Raw genomic sequence first — 23,534 nt, 5'->3', positions numbered from 1 at the left:
GAGGCGGCGGCGATATTTCGACGGCGCCGGCGCTGTCAGAGGTGATAGGTCAGCGCATGCCGAACTAGGTGTGCCAATCTCTCGGGTTCGACCTGGGACGGTGTGTCGAACAGCACCGCGCGATCTCCGTCGAGCCTGTCCCATGCCGGAAAGGTTTCGCCGTAGGTCGAGATGATCGTGATCTGGCAAGGGGCGAAGAGCGCGAACCGCGCTTCCTTGTGAAGGCCGATCCGAAGGGTGGTTCCAGTCCTCGGTCGCCGGGGCAGATAGGCGGGCTGACCCCATTTGAGCGTCTCGTCGAGCGGCCCGACCTCGGGCAAGCGGCTGGCCACCGCCAGGATCAGGCCGCGCAATGCCAGAACGCCCTTGCGCGCCTCGGGCGGATAACCGTCGATGACATCGCGCACCGGGTCGGGGATGCCGTCGAGGCTCATGAAGGGTAAAGTGCGGCCGCGGCACGGTCGAGATACGCACCGATGCGATCGTCGTCACGGACCAGCGCCTTCAGCTCCGTTTCGCAAGGCAGCGCGCGGATCATGTCGAGCACCGGCACAACGGCCGCATCGGCGGAACTGGGCGCCGGGCCAAAAAGATAGTCGGTGTTTCCGAGCGTCTCGCGAATGGCCTTGAGGTCTCGCGCCATGCGGTCCAGACGGTCGGCCTCGGAAAACTGGCCGGTGCCCTGCATCTCGAGCATGCGGCGGGTGCGTTTGCGGGCGGTCCCGGCAATCGTGCCACGCAACGGCACCGGCAGCGCGCCGAAGAAATGGTCGCGCAGCACCTCCCAGCATTCGTCGCGCAGCCAGCGGTCGTGCACCAGGCCATAGCGCAACCCGTCCTCGACCATCCGCACGAGCGCGTGGCTGTGCGCCCGCTCGCCGGCGGTCAGGGCATCGTCGAAGGCAGCGCCACGTTCCTCCAGCCAGAGCTGGATACGGCCGCTGTCGGGGATCAGTGCTTCGGCCGTCTTCAGCACCGGCAGGCGGCCATAGGGCATTTTCGACGGATCGGTCGTGAAGCTCGGCTCCCAGTCCTGCCCGGACATGTCGAGCAGGCACATCGCCTTCAGGCAAAACGGGCTGAAGCTCGGGTGCCGGTCGTCGCCGGGAAAGGAAAGCAGGGTCAGCATGGGCGCTCTGAAACAGTCAGGATCATCTGGACGCTATCACCCATTAATGACAGTATCTGTCAGGAGTTCCAGCGATACTGACGCAATGAGCCGCACCGACAGATTGTTCCAGCTTATGCAGGCGCTGCGCAGCGTTCCGCCGCCGGCGACGGCGGCGCAACTGGCCACCATGCTCGACGTCACACCGCGCACCATCTATCGCGATATCGACGCCCTGCGCGGGCTGGGCGCGGTGATCGATGGCGCGTCGGGCTTCGGCTACACGCTGATCGAGGATGCCGCGCTGCCGCCGCTCAGCTTCGATACTGACGAGTTGGAGGCGCTGGTGCTGGGGCTGCGCGAGGTCGATCAGGTGGGTGACCCGGTGCTGGCCGCCGCCGCCCGCTCGGCGCTGGCCAAGCTGGGCGCACGGCTGCCGGCCAGCCAGGCGCATCGCCTGAAACACGCCGTCCTGACGGCGCAGCGCTTCACCCCCCTGCCCGAGCCCGGCATCGACGTGAGTCTGTTGCGGCAGGCCACGTGGGACGAGCGCACGATCCGCTTCGACTATACCGATGCCGAGGGACGCGGGACACAGCGCGAGGTCGATCCGCTGTCGGTGATCTACATGCAGGCGTCGCACTGTTTGCTGGCGTGGTGCCACCTGCGCAACGACTTCCGCGCCTTCCGGCTGGACCGGATGCGCGAACTGTCGCTTACCGGGGCGTCGTTCCGACCCCGCCGTGTGCCGATGCTGCGCGCCTATCTCGCCGAAATGAGCACGCATGCAAAGGAACGGGCGGCGGGATAGGCCTTCGGACCGCTCCGCGATGGACAGCACGCTTTCGCAAAAGGCGTCTTCGCGTTACGATACGGCAAAACACCCAGGAAAAGGGTCAGGCATGAGCAGCGGATTGATAACGGGAATAATTGCGGCGTTGGCGACGGCCGGGATGGCCTTGGCATCGCCGGTCGACACGTCCTTGCGGCCCAAGGCGCGGCCCGACGGCAGCACCGAGGCCGATGCGGTGCCGGCGGTCGCGGATACGCAGGCCACGGTCTATGCCGGGCTGGCCCGCAGCATCCGGCCGCTCGCGCGGCCGAACGATCTCGACACGGCCGAAGGCGCCCCGGCGGCCACGTCGAACCCCGCGTTCGACAGGTGGGTGCGCGGCTTCCGCGGCCGGGCGCTGGCACAGGGGATCAGCCCGCGCGTCTTCGACGCGGCTTTTCAGAATGTGCGCTATACCCCCGACGTGATCGCGAAGGACCGCAACCAGACGGAATTCAAGAGCAATATCTGGGATTACCTCGATAATGCGGCGGCCCCGCCGAAGGTCGAGGAAGGCCAGCAGGCGATGCGCCGCCACGACAGCACCCTGAGCCGGGTTGAACAGCGCTACGGCGTCGAAAAGGAGGTCGTCGCGGCGGTCTGGGGGCTGGAAAGCCGGTATGGCACCCGGATGGGGACCTATCCGATGATCGACGCCCTGGCGACGCTTGCATTCGACGGGCGGCGGGGCAGCTTCTTCGAGAAGCAGTTGGTAACCGCTCTGAAGATCGTGCAATCGGGCGACGTGACCCAGGGCGACTTCAAGGGGTCCTGGGCCGGGGCGATGGGGCACACGCAGTTCATCCCGACCTCCTACATGGCCTACGCGGTCGATTTCGACGGCGACGGCAGGCGCGATGTCTGGTCGGACGATCCCGGTGACGCGCTGGCATCGACTGCCGCCTACCTGCGCCGGTTCGGGTGGATCTCGGGCCAGCCCTGGGGTGTCGAGGTGCGGGTACCCCGCGGCCTGGGCAACACGGGCGGTCAGCGGATGCCGTCGCAATGGGCACAGCTTGGCGTGGTGGGCATGGATGGCCAGCCGGTGCGCGATTATGGCAGCGCGTCGCTGCTGATGCCCGCGGGGCGGAACGGGGCCGCCTTCCTCGTCTTCAAGAACTTCTCGGTCATCAAGCGCTACAACAACTCCGACGCCTATGCGCTTGGCGTCGGTCACCTGTCGGACCGCCTGAAGGGCGGACCGCCGATCCAGGGGGCCTGGCCGCGCGGATACGAGCCCCTGTCCTTCACCGAAAAGATGGAGTTGCAGCGCCAGCTCAAACAGCGTGGTTACGATCTCGAGAAGATCGACGGCCTGATCGGGCCGAACACGCGCTCTGCCATCGCGGCCTACCAGCGCTCGGCCGGCATGACCGCGGACGGCAACCCGTCTCAGGAAGTGCTCAAACGCCTGAAGGGTGGGTAGGCGGGGTCAGATCCGCAGGAACGGCTGCGCGATCCGCGGCAGCCAGCTGTTGAAGCGAAGCGGCGCGTCGGTGGCGGCGAGGCAGATGCAATCCTCACCGATATCGGCAATCGGCGTGTGATCGAGGTCTTCATTGGCGACCTCGATATCGCCAGGGCCGAAATGGTCGACCTTGTCCTCGAAAGCGCCCCGGAGCACCAGCGTCAGCTCGGTGCCCCTGTGGCCGTGGTCCGGCACGGCGGCCCCGGCGGGGATATACAACAGCCGCGCGGTCGCCTCCCCTTTCGTGGGCAGGATCGCCTGTTTGACACCCATGCCCACCGGCCGCCAGCGCACCGCATCGAGATCGCCGCCGACATAGGCGCGCACCGGCGCGGGCAGCACGCCGCCATCGGCGGTCACATTCCGTTCGACAGGCTGCGCTTCAGCCAGGTCGATCTTCGCCAGTGTCGCGCCAAGGCTGTCGGCCGACATCTCGGCCGCATCGCAATTCGCCATCAGAGCGCCGCCGACGGTATCGAACGCCCCCAGCCGGGCCCGGCATTCGTCGCACATGGAGATATGGGCCGCCACGGCCAGGCTGAACGCCTCGGGCAGCGTGCCGGCAGAATAAGCCATCAGCAGAGCGTCGGTCAGGTGATGTTTGATCGTGTCGTGTGTCATCGTCTTCTACTTCATCGCGTGGCGCAGTCGGTCCAGCGCCAGCCTTATCCTCGATTTGATCGTGCCGAGCGGCAGCCCGGTTTCCTCGGCGATTTCACGGTGGCTCAGGTCGCCGAAATACGCCTTCTCGATCAGGTCCCTCTGTTTTGCCGGAAGCGCGGCAACCGCCTGTTCCAGCTTCTCGCTCTCCTGTTGCAGGGCCAGGCTGTCCTCCTGGTCCGGCTCTTCCTCGGGGCCCCATGGAAGGTCTTCCGGTTCGGGCCGCTTCATCTTGCGCAGCGCATCGATCTTCCGATTCCGCGCGATGGTGAAAATCCAGGTCGCCGCGCTGGCACGGGAGGGGTCGAACAGGTGGGCCTTCTGCCAGACGGCGGCCATCACCTCCTGCGTGCATTCCTCGGCCATGGCCGCATCGGCGCCAGAGCGCATCAGGAACGCCTTCACCCGCGGCGCGAAATGGCGGAACAGGGCGGCGAAGGCAGCCCTGTCGCGCGTCTCGCGGATGCGCAGGATGCATGCCGACCATTCCAGCCCTGGGTGTTCTTTCTCTTCCTTCACTTTCACCGGTTCCACTACCGTCCTCTGGCGTCCCCGGGGAATAGCACGCCCGATCACGACGGGCGAGACTATCGGTTCTTCCAACGGTGCGGATTGACTGTACATGGTCAATCTACGGACGTCCCGGCGCGGCGGATCACCGCCGAGAAATAATTTTCCGTTTTCATCCGATCCCCGACCGGCTGCGTAGAACCCTCAAGAACAACGAAACAAGGTATTGGGGAACGGATGCCGTTTGAGAGTGGCGCGATGACGCGCAGACGAGTTGCCGTGGTCGGAGCAGGCATATCGGGCATGGGCGCGGCCTATGCCCTTTCGCAATCGCAGGACGTGACCCTGTTCGAGGCAGAGCCACGGCTGGGCGGTCACGCCCGCACGGTCATGGCCGGCAAGAACGGCGATCAGCCGGTCGACACCGGCTTCATCGTCTTCAACCATGCCAACTATCCCAAGCTGACCCGCCTTTTCGATGACCTTGGCGTGCCGGTCACGGAAAGCGACATGAGCTTCGGCGCCTCGGTGCGCGGCGGCGCGGTGGAATACGGCCTTGCCGGGGCGGCGGCGTTCTTTGCCCAGAAACGGAACGTGCTGAACCCGTGGTTCCTGTCGCTTCTGCGCGATATCTTCCGCTTCAATGCGCGCGCGCTGGATACAGTGGGCGCTTGCCCCGACCTCTCGATCAACGAGTTTCTGCACCATGTCGGAACGGGCCGCTGGTTCCGCGAGTATTACCTCCTGCCGCTGACCGGTGCGATTTGGTCGACCCCGACGCAGCAGGTGGGCGCCTTTCCGGCAAAGGCGATGGTCCGGTTCCTGAAGAACCACGGCCTTCTGTCCTATGACGGGCAGCACCAGTGGTACACGGTCAAGGGCGGCTCGGTGCAGTATGTGGAGCGGGTCAATGCCGCGTTGCTGCGGCAGGGCGCAATCATCCGGCCCGGCTGCCCGGTGCAGGGGGTGCGGCGCGATGCGACCGGCGTTTTCGTGAAGACCCGTCGCGAGGATTGGGAGCATTTCGACGATATCGTTTTTGCCACCCATTCCGACGACAGCCTCGCCCTGCTGAATGATCCCACGCCCGAGGAAAAGGCCGCGCTCGGCGCGGTGCGCTACCAGCCGAACGACGTTGTCCTGCACGCCGATGCCAGCGTGATGCCACGCCGCCGCCCGGTCTGGTCCTCGTGGAACTATTCCGAAAGCCCAGCAACGCGCGACGGCCAGATCGACATCACCTACTGGATGAACCGCCTGCAGCCGATCCCGGCGGATGACCCGCATTTCGTGACGCTGAACTCCAACCGCCCGATCCGGGAGGAGCTGATCTATGACCAGGTCACCCTGCGCCATCCGGTCTATGACCTTGCCGCCTTCGACGCGCAGGCCAAGCTGCGGGCGATGAACGGGGCGCGCAACACGTGGTATTGCGGCGCGTGGATGCGCGACGGCTTTCACGAGGACGGGCTGGCCTCGGGGCTCGAGGTGGCCGACGCGATCGTTGCAAAGAACGCGATCCCGATGGCGGCGGAATGAACCGGGTCGACCATATCGCCGGCCACACGTGGCACGGGCGCAAAGGCGCGGTCGAAAACGCCTTCCGCTACGGGATCGACTACGTGCTGCTCGATGCCGAGGGCGCGCCGGAGGCGCCCCGGCTGTTCGGGCGCAACCGGGCCGGGCTGGCGTCGGTCTGGGACAGCGATCATGGCGGGCCGCCAAAACATGGGCGCGGCCCGGCATGGGTGCGCGAGGTGCTCGAGACGCACGGGCTGGGCAGCCCCGCGCGCATCGAACTTCTCGCGCAGCCCCGCATCCTCGGCCACGTCTTCAACCCGGTGGCGTTCTGGCTCTGCCGCAACGGAGAGGGCAACGTGCCCGTGGTCATCGCCGAGGTCACCAACACCTATGGCGATCGCCATTGCTATCTCTGTCATCGCGAGGATCTTGCCCCGATCGGCGCGCAGGATCGTCTGACAGCCCGCAAGGTCCTGCACGTGTCGCCATTCCAGCGAGTCGAGGGGACATACGAGTTCCGCTTCGACCTGCGCCCCGATCACATTGGGATCTGGATCGATTTCTCCGGCGGCAATGGCGGCGTCACGGCGACTCTGGTGGGCAAGCGGCAACGCCTGAGCAACTGGAGCCTGATCCGGGCCTGCCTTCGGCGGCCCTTCGGCTCTCGCCGGGTTCTGGCGCTGATCCACTGGCAGGCACTGAAGTTGTGGTGGAAGGGCGCGCAGTTCCGCCCGCGCCCCGAACCGCCGAGGCACGAGGTCAGCCGGTGAATACCGCGCCGCGCCTGCCTGCCTTCGGCCTGTTTGCCGCCATGCTCGCCGCGGCCGGGCTGCCGCTCTATATCCACGCGCCGAAATTCTATGTCGACGAGCATGGCGTGTCGCTGGCCGCGCTTGGAACGGTGCTGTTCGCGCTGCGGCTGATTGACGTGTTGCAGGATCCGCTGCTGGGCCGTCTGGCGTCGCGGCTTCAGAACCGGCGGGCCGTTTCGGTGGCCGTCGCCGTTATCACCATGGCCGCCGCGATGCTGGGCCTTTTCGCAGTTGCACCGCCCTTCGCACCGCTCGCCTGGTTCGCGCTCATGCTGACGCTGATCTTCTCCAGCTTCAGCTACCTGACCATCTGCTTCTATGCCGAAGGTGTGTCCTCCGCCGCCCGATTGAGCGGCCAGGGCCACCTGCAACTCGCCCGCTGGCGGGAAACCGGCGCGCTTCTGGGCATCTGCGCCGCATCGGTCGCGCCGGTGCTGATCGGGGGATATGGCGGGTTCGCTGTCGCCTTCGCCCTGCTGGCCGCGGTGGCGATCCGGGCGATGCACCGGGAATGGCGCGGCGCGGCGGTTGGCGGCACCACGGGGTTTCTCACCGTCCTGCGCGACCCGGTGGCCCGTAGGCTGTTGCTGGTGGCGCTGTTCAACGCCGCCCCGGTCGCGGTCAGCTCGACCCTCTTCCTGTTCTACGTGGAAAGCCGCCTTCAGGCGCCCGGCTGGGAAGGCCCGTTCCTGTTGCTGTTCTTCCTGTCCGCCGCTCTGGCCGCACCCTTCTGGGGCAAGCTGGCCGAGACGGCGGGCGCAAGACGGGTTCTGCTGATCGGCATGCTGCTTTCGATCCTCTCCTTCGGCAGTGCGATCTGGCTGGGCGCAGGCGATACGTTGGCCTTCGGCCTGATCTGTCTTGCCTCGGGCGCGGCGCTCGGGGCCGACATGACGCTGCTGCCTGCCCTCTTCGCCCGGCGCATGGCCGAGATATCGCCGGGCGCGAGCGAGGCGTTCGGCCTGTGGTCCTTCGTGTCGAAATTCACGTTGGCCTTCGCGGCGGTCACGCTCCTGCCACTCCTCGAAGCGGGCGGTTTCACCGCCGGCGGAGAAAACGTTGCCAGCGCGCTCTGGCTGCTCAGCCTGCTTTACGGGGCAGTTCCCTGCGTTCTGAAGCTGCTGGCGATCGGGCTGTTGGCAACGACGGACTTCGGGGAACGGGAGGTTGCGGCATGACGCCTGTCACCTGCTTCCTTCTCGGGGTCATCGCGGCGCTGGCGGGCGTTCTGCTCTTCAACCGGGCCACGGGTTTCGCGGCACAGCGCACGGCCGATTACGCCGGGCAGGAGCCGGCCTTCGACCTGCGCACGCATCTTAGCGGACCGATCAAGTGCGAGGGCGTGATCTATGGGCCGACCGGCCGCGTCGCCTCTCGTTTCGTGGGGGATTTCGAGGCGACCTGGGAGGGCAGCCGGGGCGTGATGACCGAGTATTTCCTGTATGACAGCGGCACCACCCAGACCCGCCAGTGGCGGCTGCAACTGGGCAATGACGGCCGCATCAGGGCCGAGGCCGACGACGTGATCGGAACCGGCCGCGGGCAACAAGAGGGGCCCAGTGTGAATCTCAATTACACGATCCGCCTTCCGCGCGAGGCCGGGGGCCACGTGCTGAACGTGACCGACTGGATGTACCTTGCGCCAAACGGGGTGATCGTGAACCGCAGCCAGTTCCGCAAGTTCGGGATCAAGGTGGCGGAACTGGTGGCAACAATGCGAAGGGTAGACACGGTTTGACCGAATTTTCTGGCAAGACATACTGGCTGGTCGGCGCCAGCGAAGGGCTGGGCGAGGCGCTGGCCCACAAGCTCAGCATCGAGGGGGCGAGCCTGATCCTGTCCGCGCGCAACCACGAACGGCTGGAGGAGGTGGCGGCCGCCCTGCCCGGCCGCGCCCGGGTGGTGACGATTGATGTCAGCGACGAGGACAGCGTGCGCAACGCCGCGCAGGAGGTCGGGCAAGTCGACGGGCTGGTCTATCTGGCCGGTGTCTACTGGCCCATGCCGGCGACCGAGTGGAATACCGAGCATGGCATCAAGATGGCCGACATCAACTTCACCGGCGCCTTCCGCGTGCTGGGGCAGGTCGTGCCCAAGATGGTCGAGCGGGATCACGGTCACATCGTTCTGACCGGCTCGCTGTCCGGCTTTCGCGGCCTGCCCGGCGCGGTGGGCTATGCCCCGTCGAAGGCCGGGGTGATGGCGCTGGCCCAGTCGATGCGGGCCGACCTGTGGCGCACGGGCGTGCGGGTGCAACTGGCCAACCCCGGCTTCATCAAGACCCGGCTCACCGACAAGAACGATTTTCGCATGCCGTTCCTGATGTCCCCGGAGCAGGCGGCGACCGAGGTGATCACCCTGATGCGCGACGAGAGCGCCTTTGACCGGCATTTTCCCGCCGCCTTCAGCTGGGTGTTCCGGCTGTCACGGTTCCTGCCGAACTGGGCCTACTACCGGCTGTTTGCGTGAGATCAAGGACTCCCGCTAAGCTGACAGGCGATGATCCTCGCCATATGCGTGAACGGGAGTGGAACCATGCTTGATATCAGCAGCTACAAGATCGCCCAGGTGATCCTGATGGCGCGCGAACTTGGCCGCGCCGAGGGCGAGCTTCGGGCCTTCATCGACCGCCTGACGGAGGAGGAACAGGCCAGCCTTGTTGCCGTGATGTGGATCGGCCGGGGCAGCTTCGGCGCCGACGAGTTGGAGGAGGCGAAAACCACCGCGATGAACGAGGCGACGACACCGACCGCCGATTACCTCCTCGGCTCGCCGCACCTGTCGGATCATCTCGAGAACGGGCTCGACGAGCTTGGCATTTCGGTCATCGACGACGAGGACGACCTCGTGCGGGGCGGCTGAGGCGGCAGAAACGCCTTTGGAACGATGCCGGTCCGTACTAGGCTTCTCGGGACACGCCCCAAGCCAGGCCCGGCCCATGACCGACCTTTCCCTGCCCGCCGCCCTGCGGATCATCGAAACCGCGCTGTCCGGCACCCGCTCGGGCCCGAAACGGCGAACTGGTTTCACGGTGTGCGCGAGGTGGCCCTGGCCCGCTCGGGCCTGCCGCTGACCGCGAGCAAGGGTGGCGTTTTCGTAAGGGATGCGGGCGGCAAGGTGCTCGGCGCGGTCGGCGTGGCGGGCGAGGCCGGGGACTACGACGAGGCCTTTGCCGTGGCCGGGATCGAGGCGGCCGGTTTCGTGGCGGATGCCGGGTGAGCGGCGTGGGTGATCTCGAACAGCCGATAGACTCCGTCATGCTTGCCGAGGGCCTTCGATGGGAGGACGGCTGGTTCGCGGTCGGAGCCGTCGACGCCGACACGCTGGCGATCGGGGAGCCGGCCTATCACCAGAAGAACTGGAGCTACCTGATCACCGATGGCGGCGAGAGCCTGCTGTTCGACACGGGCTCCGGCCGGCGCCCCATCGGGCCGCTCGTCGCCCGGCATGCCGCCGCGTCGACCCAGGCCTTCCCCTCGCACATGCATTTCGACCATCTGGGCGGCGTCAACGTCTTCGGCCCGGTCATCGTCGTCGACCTGCCCATGCTTCGGGCGATGGCGCCCGATGACATGCTGACCCCTTCGGCGGAGGCATATCTGGGCCATTACGAGAACCTCTCGGCACCCAGCTTTCCCGTCGGTCACTGGGCCGGCATCGGCGAGGTTCTTCAAGTGGGACTGCGCCACCTGCACGTGCTGCACACCCCCGGCCATTCGCCCGACTCGGTGTCGCTGTGGGAGCCGGCGCGGAACCGCCTGTATGCCGCGGATTTCGTCTATCGCGGGGCGCTCTATGCCCAGACGCCCGGCGCGTCCCTTCCGGCCTACCGGGCGACGCTGGAAACGCTGCTCGGCAGCCTGCCGGGGGATATCGAAATCCTGGGCGCGCATGGCCAGAGCGAGGGCGGCAGCGATGACATGCCCAGGCTGGGTTACGCCGATCTTTCGGCGCTGCACGACGCCGTGTGCGCCCTCCTTTCGGGCGAACCGAAAACGGGCGAGCGTACCGTCAACCCGCGCATGAGGTTGCTCTATTCCGAGGCCAGCTTCACCGGCTGAGCCCGGTCACATGTGATTGACCACCTGCAGATGCTGCGCCAGCCGGTCCACCTCGCCCAGGAACCGCAGCACCAGCCGCGGATCATGCGGGGCAGGCGACACGCCGGCGGGGATCTCGCGGTTCAGCACCGCCTCGATCGCCAGCGACACCGGGATCGAGACAAGCCGCGCCATCGCCGTGCCGCGCTCGTCGCCCCAGGCATCCATCACGAAGGTCTTGTGCCAGACGGTCACGCCCTCGCGCTCGGCCTTGAGCGAGACGCAAAGCACAACGCGGTCGGGCTCGCCCTCGTCATAGGCGTGCTCGTTCCAGAACTGCTCGGACATTTCGCGCAGCCGCTCATCGCCGGCCTTGCCTTCCAGCGTCTCGACCTCGGCGAAGATATCCTTCCACGCGTCGGCCCAACCGTTGAGCCGCAGCGTGCCGCGCACGAATTCCTTTACCCGCCATGACGGGTCGAAGCGGTAGTCCTCGATGAAGGGCACGCTGTCACGGTTCGGATAGACCTCGAAGGTTTCCGGCGTGGGCAGCGGCGCGTCGTAGCTGGAGATTGCATCCCACGGCCGGGCAACCTGCAACTCGGTGAAGTTCCGGATCGAACGGGAGGGCGAGCGCAGTGCCTTGAGCACGCCGAGGGGCGACCAGCTGAACTTGTAGCGGAACGCGTTGGCGTGTTTCGGGATGCCGCCGCAATAGGAGGTGAAGGACAGGTCGTTTTCGGGCGCGTATTCGCCCGACCCGCGGTAATCGGTCACGAGGTGATGCGCCATCAGGTGGTCGATGCCGGGGTCGAGCCCGACCTCGTTGACACAGCACACCCCGCGCACCAGCGCCTTGGCATGCAGCTCCCGCATCTCGGGCGCGATGTAGGAGGAGGAGACGAAATGCGCTCCGTGGTTGATGCACATCTCGGCAATCGGCACGTGCCAGTCGCCCGGCAGCATCGAGACGACCAGGTCGCCTTCCTCGGTTTCGGACGAAAGCTGATCGAAATCGAAGGCGGCGATGTTGTCGGTCAGGTCGCCTACCGCCTCGCGGGCCTTGTCGATCGTCCGGTTCCAGACCTTGACGGGATGCCCGTTCTCGATCAGCCGCCTCAGGCCGGGGATGGCGGAAAGACCGGTGCCGCACCAATGTATTGTCATGTTTCAGACCTCCTTCAGATGGGTCCGGAACGTGGCCTCGGCCCGGCCCCAGACGTTTTCTTGCAAATTGTCCAATGCCTTGAGCGAGGGCAAGAGCTGTTCGGCAAAGTCTTCCGACGATTCCAGCGGCAGAAGCGAGGGCAGGTTGTCGATCGCCATCACGTCGAGCGGTGGGGCGTCATGCACCCGGACGGCCGGCGCGGCCCAAGTGGTGGCCTCGTCGTAGACGGGCACCGGGTTGTAATCGCTGTCGGGGTCGCAGGCGATGTCGCCCACGACCGAAAGCCTGCGATCCGCCGTCAGCGCCGATTGCGGCACGAAAACGGGCGTGCCGGGGCGCGCGAGGATGCAGTTGAAGAACAGGTCGTGGTCCAGGATTTCCGGGAACGGCCCGCCCGAGGCGGTTTCCTCCATGTCCCAGCGGGTTGGGGTGATACCCATCGCCTCGCACAGGTCCGCGGCCCCGGTGCCGACCCGGCCCAGCGCGCCGATCACGATGGCGGTGGGTCGCGTGTCCCCCGCGCTGTCGAGATCCGCTGCGAGGTCGGAGAGAAGCGCGCCCTTGTCCCGCCACGTGCTGACCGGCGGGCAGAGGTCGCCCTGTTTCTGTGCCGCCCATGCCTTGAGCGACACCGCCGCCCCGGCATAACCCGCCCAGTAGCCGAATGCGGCTACGCGCCGGCCGCTCTCATCCACGAGGTATTCAAGGTCATAGAGCGTCCCGCCCCCCGCCTTGAACCGCTCCAACAGGCGGCGGCCGGAATGCTGCCCCTTGAAGGCATGGCCGAACATGATGTGCCGGTGAGGCAGCGGCGTGCCGTCATCGGGCAATTCCTTGAGCCCGAAGATGATCGCGTCGTCCGGCGCGTCGGGCCAGCTTCTCTCCGGCGCCACCTCGCAGCCGGCTTCGACATACCCGTCGATCGGCAGGATGCGCGTGGCGCTTTCCTCGACCGTCACACGAAACCCTTGGGCGATCAGTTCCGCCGCGCCGGCGGGCGTGATGCCGACACGTTCCTCGTTTTCCCGCTGCTCGGCGCGGACCCATAGATGCGTCATTCTCGAAATTCCTCAGACAAAGGTGCGGGCATGGGCCCGGTCCGGCGCGTCCAGATGCGGCGTGGCGTTGAACGTGCCCACCATCAGCATGTCATGCACGTAATGCAGCCGGTGCATTGAACTGTTCATGATCTGCAGCATCATCTTGGCCATGCCGCTGTTTTCCAGCCCCAGCGCGTGGCGCATCGCCATGCCGATCACCCCGCCGGACGTCACGATCAGGATGCGCCCGTTGCCGCCGCAGAGTTCGTCGACCACCGCCGTGACGCGTTCGGAAAACTGCGGATAGGTCTCTGGCACCGTTGTCAGGCGGCCCTCGGTCCAGTGGGTGATGACCTGCGGCAGGTGGATGGCGAACTCGGTCGGGTCGCGCGGCGCGGGAATGCCGTGCTGGGCCTCCATCGCCGTGGCCATGGCGAAATAGCTCAGCTCGTCGAGCCGCGCATCCTGTTTGGTGATGTCGAACCCCATCTCCAGCGCCGTTTCGGTCTGGCGCGACAGGGTGCCGGTGATCACGGCGTCGAAATGCGGGTTCGTGTCGCGCAGATGCGTACCCAGCCACCTTGCCTGCTCCCGTCCGAGATCGGACAGCCTGTCATAGCTCTCGTCATCGGTGGCATGGCTGTTCGCCTGCCCGTGCCGCACAAGGATTATTTCCGCCACCTGCATCCTCTCTCGTCGTTCCGCACGTTCTTAGCGGCGATCCGGCGAAGGGAAAAGCAGGTGGCGGAAATTCGTGGTCTTGTCCCGGGCCGATTACTTCGCAAGCGACTGTGCGTAGGCCTCGAGCTGGTCGGCAACGGTGCCCCAGCCGTCGAAGAAGCCCATGTCTTCATGGGTCTTGCGCGACTCCTCCGATCTGTGCCGGGCGATGGCGGTGTAGGTCGTCGCGCCGTTGCCGGCTTCCTCGAACAGGACGATGCCGGTCATGAACGGGTCGGGCGCCGGCTTCCAGCCCTCGGTATACGCGTCGGTGAAAACCAGCTTTTCCTGATCGACCACCTCGAGGAAAACTCCCTTGTTGTCCATCTTGTTGCCTTCGACCTCGAAGACGGTGTTGAACCGGCCGCCGACGCGCAGGTCGATCTCGCAATCGGTCACCTTGTGGGGCCTGGGCACGAAAAACTGCTTGATGTGCTCGGGCGTTGTCCAGCATTCCCAGAGCAGCGCGCGCGGCGCCTTCAGGGTTCTGGTAAAGCTGAGGTCAGTCTTCGGGTCGAGGGTCGTCATGTTCGCGTTTCCTTGCAAGTTGAGTGACGTAATCGTCAAACTGGTCGAGCCGCCCCTCCCACAGGGCGCGCTGTTCCTCCAGCCAGCCGGTGACCGGCAGGAAGGCATCGGGCATCAACCTGCAAATGCGGGTGCGGCCCTGTTTCTCGGTCATGATCAGCCGGGCGGCTTCCAGCTTTCGCAAGTGGCCCATGAAGGACGGCAACGCCATGTCGTGCGGCGCCGCCAACTCGCTGACGCTGGCCGGGCCGCGCGCCAGCCGCGAGAGGATTTCGCGGCGGGTCGGGTCGCCCAGCGCAGTGAAGACAGCATCGAGTTTCGCATCATACTTAGCCATAAAGCTTAGTAAATGGAGCTGCGATTCCCGTCAAGCTAAAACTTAGCCGTTCGCCTAAACATGCCCCAATTCGTTGACGATCAGAAACTTCGGTTCCGCCCCGTGGCGCAAATCCGTTGCGAGGTGTCGGGATTGTCGGACTCGAATTCGCGCGTACATGTTCTATCATGCGCGACAAAGGAGACGCCCCATGTCCGAGACGATCAAGATCACGCTGGATGGCAAGGAAATCGAAGCCCAGGCCGGCCAGACGATCTGGGAAGTGGCCCATGGCCGCGGGCTGGTAATTCCGCACCTGTGCCACAAGCCGGCGCCGGGCTATCGCCCCGACGGCAACTGCCGGGCCTGCATGGTCGAGGTCGAGGGCGAGCGCACGCTTGTCGCCTCCTGCATCCGCGAGGCGAAGGACGGCATGAACGTCACCACCAATTCCGCCCGGGCCGAGAACGCCCGCAAGCTGGTGGTCGAAATGCTGTTGGCCGACCAGCCCGAGCAGGAAGAGGCGCATGACAAGTCGAGCCACCTGTGGGACATGGCGAAGCTTCAGGGCGTCACCGAAAGCCGTTTTCCGAAGCTCGAAAAGGATCGCGTGCCGCTGCTCGATGACAGCCACGTGGCGATGCGCGTCAACCTCGATGCCTGCATCCAGTGCAACCTGTGCGTCCGCGCCTGCCGCGAGGTCCAGGTCAACGACGTGATCGGCATGGCGGGCCGCGGGCACGATGCCTACCCCGTCTTCGACTTCGACGACCCGATGGGCGAATCCACCTGCGTGGCCTGCGGCGAATGCGTGCAGGCCTGCCCGACCGGCGCGTTGATGGAAGCCACCGTTCTCGACGAGGCACAGGTCGGCGACAGCGCCGATTACGACGAGGAAGTTCAAAGCGTCTGCCCATTCTGCGGCGTCGGCTGCCAGGTCAGCCTGAAGGTCAAGGACGGCAAGGTGAAATACGTCGACGGCATCAACGGCCCGGCGAACGAAGGGCGGCTGTGCGTGAAGGGCCGGTTCGGCTTCGACTACATCCACCACCCGCATCGCCTGACCAAGCCGCTGGTCCGGCGCGAGGATGCGCCCGAAAAGGGGCTGAACGTCGACCCGTCGAACTGGCAGGAATTCTTCCGCGAGGCCGACTGGGACGAGGCGATGAGCTTTGCCGCCGGCGGCCTGAAGAAGCTGAAGGATACGCATGGCGAAAAGTCGGTCGCGGGCTTCGGCAGCGCCAAGTGCACCAATGAAGAGGCCTATCTCTTCCAGAAGTTCATCCGCCAGGGCTTTGGCCACAACAACGTCGACCATTGCACCCGGCTGTGTCACGCCTCCTCGGTTGCGGCGCTGATGGAGAATGTCGGTTCCGGCGCCGTGACCGCGACGTTCAACGAGATCGAGAATGCCGACGTGGCCATCGTCATCGGCGCCAACCCGATCGAGAACCACCCCGTCGCCGCGACCTATTTCAAACAGTTCACCAAGCGCGGCGGCAAGCTGATCGTGATGGACCCCCGCGGCGTGGGGCTGCGCCGGTTTGCCACCCACATGCTGCAGTTCAAGCCGGGCGCCGACGTGTCGATGCTCAACGCGATCATGCACGTGATCGTCGAGGAAAAGCTCTACGACCAGCAATATATCGAGGCCTTCACCGAGAACTGGGAGGCCGAGAAGGAGCACCTCGCCCAGTTCCCGCCCGAGAAGATGGAAGCGCTCTGCGGCATTCCCGCCGAGACGCTGCGCGAGGTCGCCCGCGACTTCGCCACTGCCAAGCGCGGGATGATCTTCTGGGGCATGGGCATCTCGCAGCATATCCACGGCACCGACAATTCGCGCTGCCTGATTTCTCTGGCGCTGATGTGCGGCCATGTGGGCCGGCCCGGCACCGGGCTGCACCCGCTGCGCGGCCAGAACAACGTGCAGGGCGCCTCGGATGCGGGGCTCATTCCGATGTTCCTGCCCGATTACCAGCCGGTCACAGACGATGGCGTGCGCAAGGCCTTTACCGAGGTCTGGGAATCGGGCGATTTCTCGAGCGAGAAGGGCCTGACCGTCACCGAGATCATGGATGACGTCCATGCCGGTAACACCCGAGGGATGTACATCCTGGGCGAGAACCCGGCCATGTCGGATCCGGATGTCGAGCATGCCCGCGACGCGCTGGCCAAGCTCGATCACCTCGTGGTGCAGGATATCTTCCTGACCGAAACGGCGAACTATGCCGACGTGATCCTGCCCGCCTCGGCCTTCTACGAGAAGTCGGGCACCGTCACCAACACCAACCGGCAGGTGCAGATGGGCCGCCCCGCCGTGTCGCCCCCGGGCGAGGCGCGCGAGGACTGGATGATCACCGTCGAACTGGCGCAGCGCCTCGGGCTCGACTGGCGCTATGACAGCCCGGCGGATGTGTTCGCCGAGATGAAGCTGAACATGAAGTCCTTCGACAACATCACCTGGGACCGGCTGGCGAACGAGAACGCGGTGACCTATCCGTCGCTCTCGCCCGAGGATCCGGGGCAGCCCATCGTCTTCGGCGACGGCTTTCCGCGCAGCGAGGGCCGCGCGCGCTTTACCCCGGCCAGCGTCATCCCGCCGGACGACGTGCCGGACGCGGAGTATCCGATGGTCCTGACCACCGGCCGGCAGCTCGAACACTGGCATACCGGGTCGATGACCCGCCGCGCCTCGGTGCTTGACGCGGTCGAGCCCGAGGCAAACTGCTCGCTGCACCCCTCGACCCTGCGCAAGCTTGGGGTGGAGCCGGGCGACATGCTGCGGCTGACCACCAAGCGCGGCAGCATCGAGGTCATGGCCCGCGCCGACCTCGCCATCGCGCCCGACATGGTGTTCCTGCCCTTTGCCTATGTCGAGGCGGCGGCGAATATCCTGACGAACCCGGCGCTCGACCCCTACGGCAAGATCCCCGAGTTCAAGTATTCGGCGGTGAAGGTCGAGGCCATCGATCCGGAGCAGGTGGCGGCGGAGTAACGCGAACCGGCGCCGCCCCGCTTGCTGCAAGCGCTGGTCCATGAGTATTTTTGGAACAGTGAAAATGCGGGGAGTGTGCGATGATCGACGTCGATCCTGAAAGATTCCTGTCGGAGCTGCACGAGCTTCGGCAGTTCGGCGCCGCCGGTGTGGGCAAGGGCGTCGTGCGCCCGGCCTATTCCGAGGCGGACGTGGCGGCGCGCGAATGGCTGAAGGGCCGGATCGAGGCGGCGGGGCTCGAGCCGCGGGTCGATCCGATGGGGTCGGTATTCGGTCTGGCCGAGGGTCAGAGCCTGCTGGTCGGAAGCCATACCGACAGCCAACCCGAGGGCGGCTGGCTTGACGGGGCTCTTGGCACGATGGCGGGGCTGGAGATCGCCCGCGCCGCGAAGGAGGCCGGCGGGCCGCCGGTGTCCTGCGTGTCCTTCCAGGACGAGGAAGGCCGGTTCGGCGTGACCACCGGCAGCACCGTCTGGTCCGGGGCGATGTCGCTGGAGGAGGCGGACAAGCTGACCGACCGGGAGGGCGTCACGCTGGCCGAGGCGCGGGCGTCGATGGCGCATCTTGCGGGCGGGTTCGTCGAGCCGTCGCGCTTCAACGGCTTCCTCGAGATGCATATCGAGCAGGGCCCCTGGCTGGAACAGGCGGGCGAGGCGGTGGGCGTGGTCAGCGGCATCGTCGGCATCCGGGACATGCGGATCACGCTCACCGGCCAGCAGAACCACGCCGGCACCACGCCCATGCACCTGCGCCGCGACGCGTTTCAAGGCCTCTCGGCCTTCAACCAGCGGATCAACGGCCGTTTCCGCAACGTGGTGACGCCACAGACCGTCTGGACCATCGGACATGTCCGGCTGCACCCCGACGCCCATTCCATCGTGCCGGGGCAGTGCGTGTTTTCGATGCAATGGCGGGATGGCGACGGGGACCGGCTGCTTCGGATGGAAGAGATCATCCGCGCCACGGCGGAGGAGGTGGCGCAGGACTTCGGCCTGGGGCTGGACTTCGGCCCGATGCTGGGGCTGGAGCCGGTCGAGATGGCCCCGCATCTGCGCAAGGCGTTGCAGGAGAGCGCCGAGACGCAAGCGCCGGGACGGTGGCGCGACATGCCGTCGGGCGCGCTGCATGATGCGACGAACGTGGCCAAGCTGATGCCGGCGGGGATGCTGTTCGTGCCATCCATCGGCGGCATCAGCCATGCCTTCGCGGAGGACACCGACGAGGGCGACCTGGTGACCGGGCTGAAGGTTCTGGCGGGCGCGGTGGCGCGGCTGGGGCAGGCGCGCTAGGGCTTTGCCCCGCCAGAGATGCAAAGGGGACGGGAGAGGGAGACCCGGAATGGATATCATCGGGCTTGTGTATTACGGGGCCATCTGTGGCGTGCTGGGCGGTGTCAGCCCGAGGATCGGCGACGCGCCGGTGCGCGTGGCGCTGGGGATCGGCGTGGGCATCGCGGCGGCGGGCCTGCTGCCCTATCTTCGGCAGATGGCCGGCTGAGGCTCAGCCCCAGTCGACATCGCCGAGGAAGATGTACCCCGCCCCGTAGATCGTCTTGATCAGGCGGGGGTTCTTGGGGTCTTCGCGCAGCTTGGTGCGCAGGCGAGAGATACGCACATCCATCGCCCGGTCGAAGCTGTCGCCGGCCGCGCCGCCCAGCGCCTCCTGCATGGCCTGCCGGGAGATCAGCCGCTTGGGGCGTTCGAGGAAGAGGCGCAGCACCTCGCCTTCGGCGTGGGAGAAGGGCGTTTCGGCGCCGGTCTCGTCCTCCAGCGCGTAGCGGTCGAAATGCGCCGTCCAGCCGTTGAACCGGGCGGTATCGCCGGTTTGCGGCGTCGGTGTGTCGCGGCGCAGCCGGGCGCGGATGCGGGCCACCACCTCGGCCGGGTCGAAGGGCTTGATGATGTAGTCGTCGGCCCCCAGTTCGAGCCCGGTGACCCGGTCCTGCACCTGGGCGCGGCCGGAGATGATGATGACGGTCGCCCCCTGCTCCAGCGCCAGCCGGTGCACCAGGGTCAGCCCGTCGCGGTCGGGCAGCGACAGGTCGACGAGGCAGACATCGGGTTTCGTCTGGCGGATCGCCGCCTCGAATTCGGTCGCGCGGGCAAAGGCCATGGTACGGAACCCCGCCTCTTCCAGCGCGTCCGAGAGCATCGAGCGGATCGCGGGCTCGTCGTCGAGGATGGTGACCAGCGGCGCGCTCATGCGGCGGCCCCGGTGGCCAGAAGCGCCTCGAGCTCGGCGCCGGCGAAGGGCTTGCGCAGGACCGGCGCGCGGTCGCGGGCGGCACGGTGCAGCGGGTCGTCGGGCGGCAGGGAGGTCATCAGGTAGGCCGGGCAATGCCCCTCGGGCAGCGCGTCGAGAAGGTCGAGCCCGGTCTGGTCGCCCTCGAGCGAGATATCCGACAAGAGCGCCGAGATCTCCGGCAGTTCCGCCAGCAGCGACAGGGCCTCGCCCGCGCTCGAGGCCTCGATCACCATGTGACCGGCCTCGCGCAGCATCTCGCGAATCGTGTCGCGCAGGTCGGGGCTGTCCTCGACCAGAAGCACCAGCCCGGGCGCCGCCCCGCCCTCGGCCACGCGCAGGGGCAGGCGGATGGCGACACGCCCGCCGGTATCGGTGTTCGACAGGTGCACCCGGCCCCCCGCCAGCTTGGTCATGTCATAGACCATCGCCAGTCCCAGCCCCGACCCTTCGCCACCCTTCGTCGTGAAGAACGGCGCCAGCGCGTGTTGCAGGGCCTGTTCGGAGAAGCCGGGGCCGGTATCCTCGACCGTGAATTCGAGCCACGTCTCGCGCACGCTGCGCGCCGTCAGGGTGATCCGGCCCGAGCGGCCACAGGCGTCGCGGGCATTGATCACGAGGTTGAGCAGCGAGTCCTGCAACATGCCCGTATCGAGGCTGTAGGCCGGCGCATCGGTCAGGTTGTTGATCGACAGCTCCACCCCCTCCGGCAGGGTCGACAGCGCCAGCGTTTCCAGATCGGCCAGGAAGCGCGGCAGGTTTGTGGGCCGGGCGATGTGTTCGCGCGGGCCGGTCATATCGGCGATCCGGTTGAGCAGCCCGCCACCGCGGCGGGCCGCCGAGATGGTGGCGGCGATCAGGCCGCTGGCCTCTTCCGGCAGGTCCATGCGTTGCAGCTTGGACTGCATGCCGAGGATGATGGTCAGCAGGTTCGAGAAGTCGTGCGCCATGCCGCTGGTCAGCTGCGCCGCCATCTCGCGCCGGCGCGTCTGTTGCAGTGCGGCGCGGGTCTGGGCCTCTTCGGTGACATCCATCGACAGCAGGTAGACGCCGCCCTGCGTCTCGTCTGGCGTGAAGGCCGTGCGGATGCGGCGGGAACTGGGCTCGTGGGTGAACTCGAAGACCGAAGCCTCGCCCGCGAAGGCCGCGTCGAGCTTTTCGCGGATCATGCCATAGGCCGCGCGGTCGAGCGCCTCGTCGATGGGCAGGCCGATGATGTCGGATTTCGAGCCGGGCAGCACGGCGCTGAGCCGGCGGTTGGAATAGGTGTAGCGCCGGTCGCCGCCGACATGGGCGATATGGGCGGGCATCATCTCGGTCGTGAGTCTTGTGCGGGCCTCGGATTCGGTGAGCTGGCGCTGCGCCTCTTCCAGCGCGGTGATGGTGGCCTGCAGGCGGCGGTTGGTGGCGGCCAGCTCCTCGGAATAGCCCATGAGCTGGCCCGACAGCTCCTCCGACCGGGCGCGCAGGAGGGCCTCCTGCTGCTTGACGCGGGTGATGTCGGTGTAGACGGCCACCCAGCCGCCCTGCGGCAGCGGCGAGCCCTCGACCGAGATCATCCGTCCGTTCGAGCGGGTCCGCTCCATGTAGTGCGGCTTGAAGGCCATGGCGGTCTCGACCCGCGCCTGGATGGCCTGCTCGACATCGTCGACCGGGCCGTATTCGCCCCGTGTCACCAGATGGCGAATGGTGTCCTCGAAGGCGGCGCCGGGGGTGACCAGCGCGTCGGGCAGGTTGAACATGTCGCGGAACCGCTGGTTGCAGGTTACGAGGCGCAGGTCGCGGTCATAGATCGTCAGGGCCTGCTGGATCAGGTTCAGGCCCGCCATCGTCATCATCTCGGTCTGGAGCTGGTCAGCCATCGCGCGCGGCCCATTCCAGCGCCTCTTCCAGCCGGTCATCGCCCCAGAAGAGTTCCTCGCCGATGGTGAAGCTTGGTGCGCCGAAGATGCCGCGGCGCCCGGCCTCTTCCGTCGCCAGCCGCAGGGCGTGCTTGTTCTCGTCGCCTTGGGCCGCGTCGACTATGCCATCCGGGAGTTTCGCCATCTCGGCGCAGGCAGCGATCACGTCGGGCTCGGGGATGTCCTGGGCCTCGGAAAACTCCATCAGATAGACGTTCTGGCAGAACGCCACCTTCGCCGCGCCCTCGGGCGCCGCCTGGGCCACGCGGGCGGCGAGCAGGCTGTTTTGCGGGAAGGGATCGGGGCGGTGGAACCCCAGCCCCAGCCTGTCGGCCCGGCGGGCCATGTCGCGCCACATGTAGTTGCCCTTGGCGTGATAGATGTTGAACGGCGAGGTCTTCCAGCCCTGGCTGTTGAAGATCGGACCCAGCAGGAATGGGCGCCAGACCACGTCGATGCCGGCCGCCTGGGCAAGGCCGGGCAGGCGCATCGCGCTGAGATAGGAATAGGTCGAGGCGAATTCGAACCAGAATTCCAGCCTGGGGCGTGCCATGCGGTCCTCCTTCCGCGGCGGGTTGCTGGGGACGCTGCAGGTTTCCGGCGGCGGTCAGGTGGTGTCAAGCCTTCCCGCGCGGCCTGTTACAATTCGTAAGATTTGCGAAATCTTCAGGAAAAAGTTGACGGCAACGGTTGGGGGACCGCTTTATTGGGGAATGAATCGCCCCAAAGGCGATCTGTTCGCTTTGCGGACATAGGGAGGAGAAAACTTGGGTAAGTCGTCAGAGGCGGCGGATGGGCTTCGGTCCATTCCGGCGCTATTGCAGCGAAACGCAAGCCAGTTCGCACATCGCCCCGCGTATCGGGAAAAGGAATTCGGCATCTGGCAAAGCTGGACATGGGCCGAAACCGAGAAGGAGATCGAGGCGCTGGCCCTGGGCCTGCTGACCCTCGGGGTGAACGAGGGCGACTTCATCGCCATTGCCGGGCGCAACCGGCCGCATTTCTACTGGTCGATGGTGGCCGCGCAATCGGTGGGGGCCATTCCCGTGCCGGTCTACCAGGATGCCGCGGCCGACGAGATGGCCTATGTGCTGGAACATTGCGGCGCGCGGTTTGCCATCGTCGAGGACCAGGAGCAGGTCGACAAGATCATCGACATCCAGGACAAGCTGCACCAGTTCGAGCACATGATCTATGTCGATCCGCGGGGCCTGCGGAAATACGACCACAGCAAGCTGCACCAGTATGCCCGCGTGCAGGAACAGGGCCGGGCGGCGCGCGAGGACCATATCGACACGCTGAAGGCGCGGCGCGAGAAGCTGGATTATGCCAGCACCTGCGTGATGCTCTATACCTCCGGCACCACGGGCAAGCCCAAGGGCGTGGTGCTGTCGAACCGCAACATCATCGAGGCGTCGAAATCCTCGGCCGAGTTCGACCACCTGCGCAAGGAGGACGAGGTGCTGGCCTACCTGCCGATGGCATGGGTGGGCGATTACATCTTCTCGATCGGGCAGGCCTATTGGTGCGCGTTCTGCGTGAACTGCCCGGAAAGCGCCGATACGATGCAGACCGATCTGCGCGAGATCGGGCCGACCTATTACTTCGCCCCGCCGCGGGTGTTCGAGACGCAGCTCACCAACGTGATGATCCGGATGGAGGATGCCAGCCGGC

26 protein-coding genes are annotated in these 23,534 nt (G+C 66.3%); 14 read left to right on the top strand and 12 right to left on the bottom strand.

Features of this window, described 5'->3' with window-relative positions:
- Positions 1 to 35 precede the first annotated feature (35 nt).
- Positions 36 to 434 (bottom strand): DUF1801 domain-containing protein, encoded by a 399-nt coding sequence (locus RLN94_RS01460; RefSeq protein WP_350125712.1) that lies wholly within the window; start codon positions 432 to 434, stop codon positions 36 to 38.
- Positions 431 to 1,129, bottom strand: coding sequence for a Tom37 metaxin N-terminal-like domain-containing protein (locus RLN94_RS01455; RefSeq protein ID WP_350125715.1), 699 nt, complete (start codon positions 1,127 to 1,129; stop codon positions 431 to 433). The genes RLN94_RS01460 and RLN94_RS01455 overlap by 4 nt, the downstream gene beginning before the upstream one ends.
- A gap of 85 nt (positions 1,130 to 1,214) precedes the next feature.
- Here RLN94_RS01455 and RLN94_RS01450 point away from each other — a divergent pair, with 85 nt between their 5' ends.
- Complete coding sequence (locus RLN94_RS01450) at positions 1,215 to 1,919, top strand: helix-turn-helix transcriptional regulator (RefSeq protein ID WP_350125718.1); 705 nt, start codon at positions 1,215 to 1,217, stop codon at positions 1,917 to 1,919.
- A gap of 142 nt (positions 1,920 to 2,061) precedes the next feature.
- Positions 2,062 to 3,366, top strand: a complete 1,305-nt coding sequence (locus RLN94_RS01445) for a lytic murein transglycosylase (RefSeq protein WP_350168433.1) — start codon at positions 2,062 to 2,064, stop codon at positions 3,364 to 3,366.
- 6 nt (positions 3,367 to 3,372) lie between these two features.
- On the opposite strand, the gene RLN94_RS01440 is transcribed toward RLN94_RS01445, so the two are convergent.
- Together RLN94_RS01440 and RLN94_RS01435 are read right to left on the bottom strand one after the other, a co-directional pair.
- A complete protein-coding gene (locus RLN94_RS01440; protein WP_350125724.1) occupies positions 3,373 to 4,029 on the bottom strand; it encodes a ChrR family anti-sigma-E factor in 657 nt (218 codons plus the stop codon).
- A gap of 6 nt (positions 4,030 to 4,035) precedes the next feature.
- Positions 4,036 to 4,587: a sigma-70 family RNA polymerase sigma factor gene (locus tag RLN94_RS01435; RefSeq protein WP_502949393.1), complete on the bottom strand. Its 552-nt coding sequence runs from the start codon at positions 4,585 to 4,587 to the stop codon at positions 4,036 to 4,038.
- 228 nt (positions 4,588 to 4,815) lie between these two features.
- Between RLN94_RS01435 and RLN94_RS01430 the strand changes: the two genes are divergently transcribed.
- The 8 genes from RLN94_RS01430 to RLN94_RS01395 all read left to right on the top strand — a co-directional run bounded on the left by RLN94_RS01430 (position 4,816) and on the right by RLN94_RS01395 (position 10,972).
- On the top strand, positions 4,816 to 6,117 hold the full coding sequence (locus RLN94_RS01430) for an NAD(P)/FAD-dependent oxidoreductase (RefSeq protein WP_350125730.1): 1,302 nt from the start codon (positions 4,816 to 4,818) through the stop codon (positions 6,115 to 6,117).
- Positions 6,114 to 6,869: a DUF1365 domain-containing protein gene (locus tag RLN94_RS01425; protein ID WP_350125733.1), complete on the top strand. Its 756-nt coding sequence runs from the start codon at positions 6,114 to 6,116 to the stop codon at positions 6,867 to 6,869. Before RLN94_RS01430 ends, RLN94_RS01425 begins: the two co-directional genes overlap by 4 nt.
- Positions 6,866 to 8,089 carry an MFS transporter gene (locus RLN94_RS01420; RefSeq protein WP_350125736.1) on the top strand — a complete coding sequence of 408 codons (1,224 nt, stop codon included), beginning with the start codon at positions 6,866 to 6,868 and terminating at the stop codon, positions 8,087 to 8,089. Before RLN94_RS01425 ends, RLN94_RS01420 begins: the two co-directional genes overlap by 4 nt.
- Entirely contained in the window at positions 8,086 to 8,649 is a 564-nt protein-coding gene (locus RLN94_RS01415) for a DUF3833 domain-containing protein (RefSeq protein ID WP_350125739.1), read from the top strand. Before RLN94_RS01420 ends, RLN94_RS01415 begins: the two co-directional genes overlap by 4 nt.
- Entirely contained in the window at positions 8,646 to 9,380 is a 735-nt protein-coding gene (locus RLN94_RS01410; protein WP_350125742.1) for an SDR family NAD(P)-dependent oxidoreductase, read from the top strand. The genes RLN94_RS01415 and RLN94_RS01410 overlap by 4 nt, the downstream gene beginning before the upstream one ends.
- 66 nt (positions 9,381 to 9,446) lie before the next feature.
- Entirely contained in the window at positions 9,447 to 9,773 is a 327-nt protein-coding gene (locus RLN94_RS01405) for a DUF3775 domain-containing protein (RefSeq protein ID WP_350125745.1), read from the top strand.
- A gap of 171 nt (positions 9,774 to 9,944) precedes the next feature.
- A complete protein-coding gene (locus tag RLN94_RS01400; RefSeq protein ID WP_350125748.1) occupies positions 9,945 to 10,130 on the top strand; it encodes a heme-binding protein in 186 nt (61 codons plus the stop codon).
- A gap of 5 nt (positions 10,131 to 10,135) precedes the next feature.
- Positions 10,136 to 10,972: an MBL fold metallo-hydrolase gene (locus RLN94_RS01395; RefSeq protein ID WP_350125751.1), complete on the top strand. Its 837-nt coding sequence runs from the start codon at positions 10,136 to 10,138 to the stop codon at positions 10,970 to 10,972.
- Positions 10,973 to 10,978: 6 nt separating this feature from the next.
- Here the strand turns inward: RLN94_RS01395 and RLN94_RS01390 are convergent, their stop codons facing one another.
- The 5 genes from RLN94_RS01390 to RLN94_RS01370 all read right to left on the bottom strand — a co-directional run bounded on the left by RLN94_RS01390 (position 10,979) and on the right by RLN94_RS01370 (position 14,744).
- Positions 10,979 to 12,118 (bottom strand): saccharopine dehydrogenase family protein, encoded by a 1,140-nt coding sequence (locus RLN94_RS01390; RefSeq protein WP_350125754.1) that lies wholly within the window; start codon positions 12,116 to 12,118, stop codon positions 10,979 to 10,981.
- Between the two features lie 3 nt (positions 12,119 to 12,121).
- Positions 12,122 to 13,177, bottom strand: coding sequence for a saccharopine dehydrogenase (locus RLN94_RS01385; RefSeq protein WP_350125757.1), 1,056 nt, complete (start codon positions 13,175 to 13,177; stop codon positions 12,122 to 12,124).
- A gap of 12 nt (positions 13,178 to 13,189) precedes the next feature.
- Entirely contained in the window at positions 13,190 to 13,846 is a 657-nt protein-coding gene (locus RLN94_RS01380) for a histidine phosphatase family protein (protein WP_350168428.1), read from the bottom strand.
- An 87-nt stretch (positions 13,847 to 13,933) separates the two neighbouring features.
- Positions 13,934 to 14,407 carry an SRPBCC family protein gene (locus RLN94_RS01375; RefSeq protein WP_350125763.1) on the bottom strand — a complete coding sequence of 158 codons (474 nt, stop codon included), beginning with the start codon at positions 14,405 to 14,407 and terminating at the stop codon, positions 13,934 to 13,936.
- Complete coding sequence (locus RLN94_RS01370) at positions 14,382 to 14,744, bottom strand: ArsR/SmtB family transcription factor (RefSeq protein ID WP_350125766.1); 363 nt, start codon at positions 14,742 to 14,744, stop codon at positions 14,382 to 14,384. The genes RLN94_RS01375 and RLN94_RS01370 overlap by 26 nt, the downstream gene beginning before the upstream one ends.
- Before the next feature lie 190 nt (positions 14,745 to 14,934).
- Here RLN94_RS01370 and fdhF point away from each other — a divergent pair, with 190 nt between their 5' ends.
- The 3 genes from fdhF to RLN94_RS01355 all read left to right on the top strand — a co-directional run bounded on the left by fdhF (position 14,935) and on the right by RLN94_RS01355 (position 19,215).
- Positions 14,935 to 17,718 carry a formate dehydrogenase subunit alpha gene (gene fdhF / locus RLN94_RS01365; protein WP_350168426.1) on the top strand — a complete coding sequence of 928 codons (2,784 nt, stop codon included), beginning with the start codon at positions 14,935 to 14,937 and terminating at the stop codon, positions 17,716 to 17,718.
- A gap of 80 nt (positions 17,719 to 17,798) precedes the next feature.
- Positions 17,799 to 19,007: a hydantoinase/carbamoylase family amidase gene (locus RLN94_RS01360; RefSeq protein WP_350125772.1), complete on the top strand. Its 1,209-nt coding sequence runs from the start codon at positions 17,799 to 17,801 to the stop codon at positions 19,005 to 19,007.
- Between the two features lie 49 nt (positions 19,008 to 19,056).
- Positions 19,057 to 19,215 carry a hypothetical protein gene (locus RLN94_RS01355; RefSeq protein ID WP_350125775.1) on the top strand — a complete coding sequence of 53 codons (159 nt, stop codon included), beginning with the start codon at positions 19,057 to 19,059 and terminating at the stop codon, positions 19,213 to 19,215.
- Between the two features lie 3 nt (positions 19,216 to 19,218).
- Here RLN94_RS01355 and RLN94_RS01350 read toward each other — a convergent pair whose 3' ends face one another.
- The 3 genes from RLN94_RS01350 to RLN94_RS01340 are packed head-to-tail and all read right to left on the bottom strand — an operon-like array spanning position 19,219 to position 22,413.
- Entirely contained in the window at positions 19,219 to 19,920 is a 702-nt protein-coding gene (locus RLN94_RS01350; RefSeq protein ID WP_350158565.1) for a response regulator transcription factor, read from the bottom strand.
- Entirely contained in the window at positions 19,917 to 21,821 is a 1,905-nt protein-coding gene (locus RLN94_RS01345; protein ID WP_350125781.1) for a hybrid sensor histidine kinase/response regulator, read from the bottom strand. The genes RLN94_RS01350 and RLN94_RS01345 overlap by 4 nt, the downstream gene beginning before the upstream one ends.
- Positions 21,814 to 22,413 (bottom strand): 2-hydroxychromene-2-carboxylate isomerase, encoded by a 600-nt coding sequence (locus RLN94_RS01340; RefSeq protein ID WP_350125784.1) that lies wholly within the window; start codon positions 22,411 to 22,413, stop codon positions 21,814 to 21,816. Before RLN94_RS01340 ends, RLN94_RS01345 begins: the two co-directional genes overlap by 8 nt.
- A 214-nt stretch (positions 22,414 to 22,627) precedes the next feature.
- Here RLN94_RS01340 and RLN94_RS01335 point away from each other — a divergent pair.
- Positions 22,628 to 23,534 (top strand): AMP-binding protein (locus tag RLN94_RS01335; RefSeq protein ID WP_350168423.1); only part of this gene is annotated, 907 nt, incomplete at its 3' end.

Source organism: Roseovarius sp. (assembly GCF_040223625.1).
In the GTDB taxonomy this organism is placed as follows: Bacteria; Pseudomonadota; Alphaproteobacteria; order Rhodobacterales; family Rhodobacteraceae; genus Roseovarius.
The sequence above is the reverse complement of the archived record's forward strand: the minus strand, read 5'-3'. Positions and strand labels throughout refer to the sequence as shown.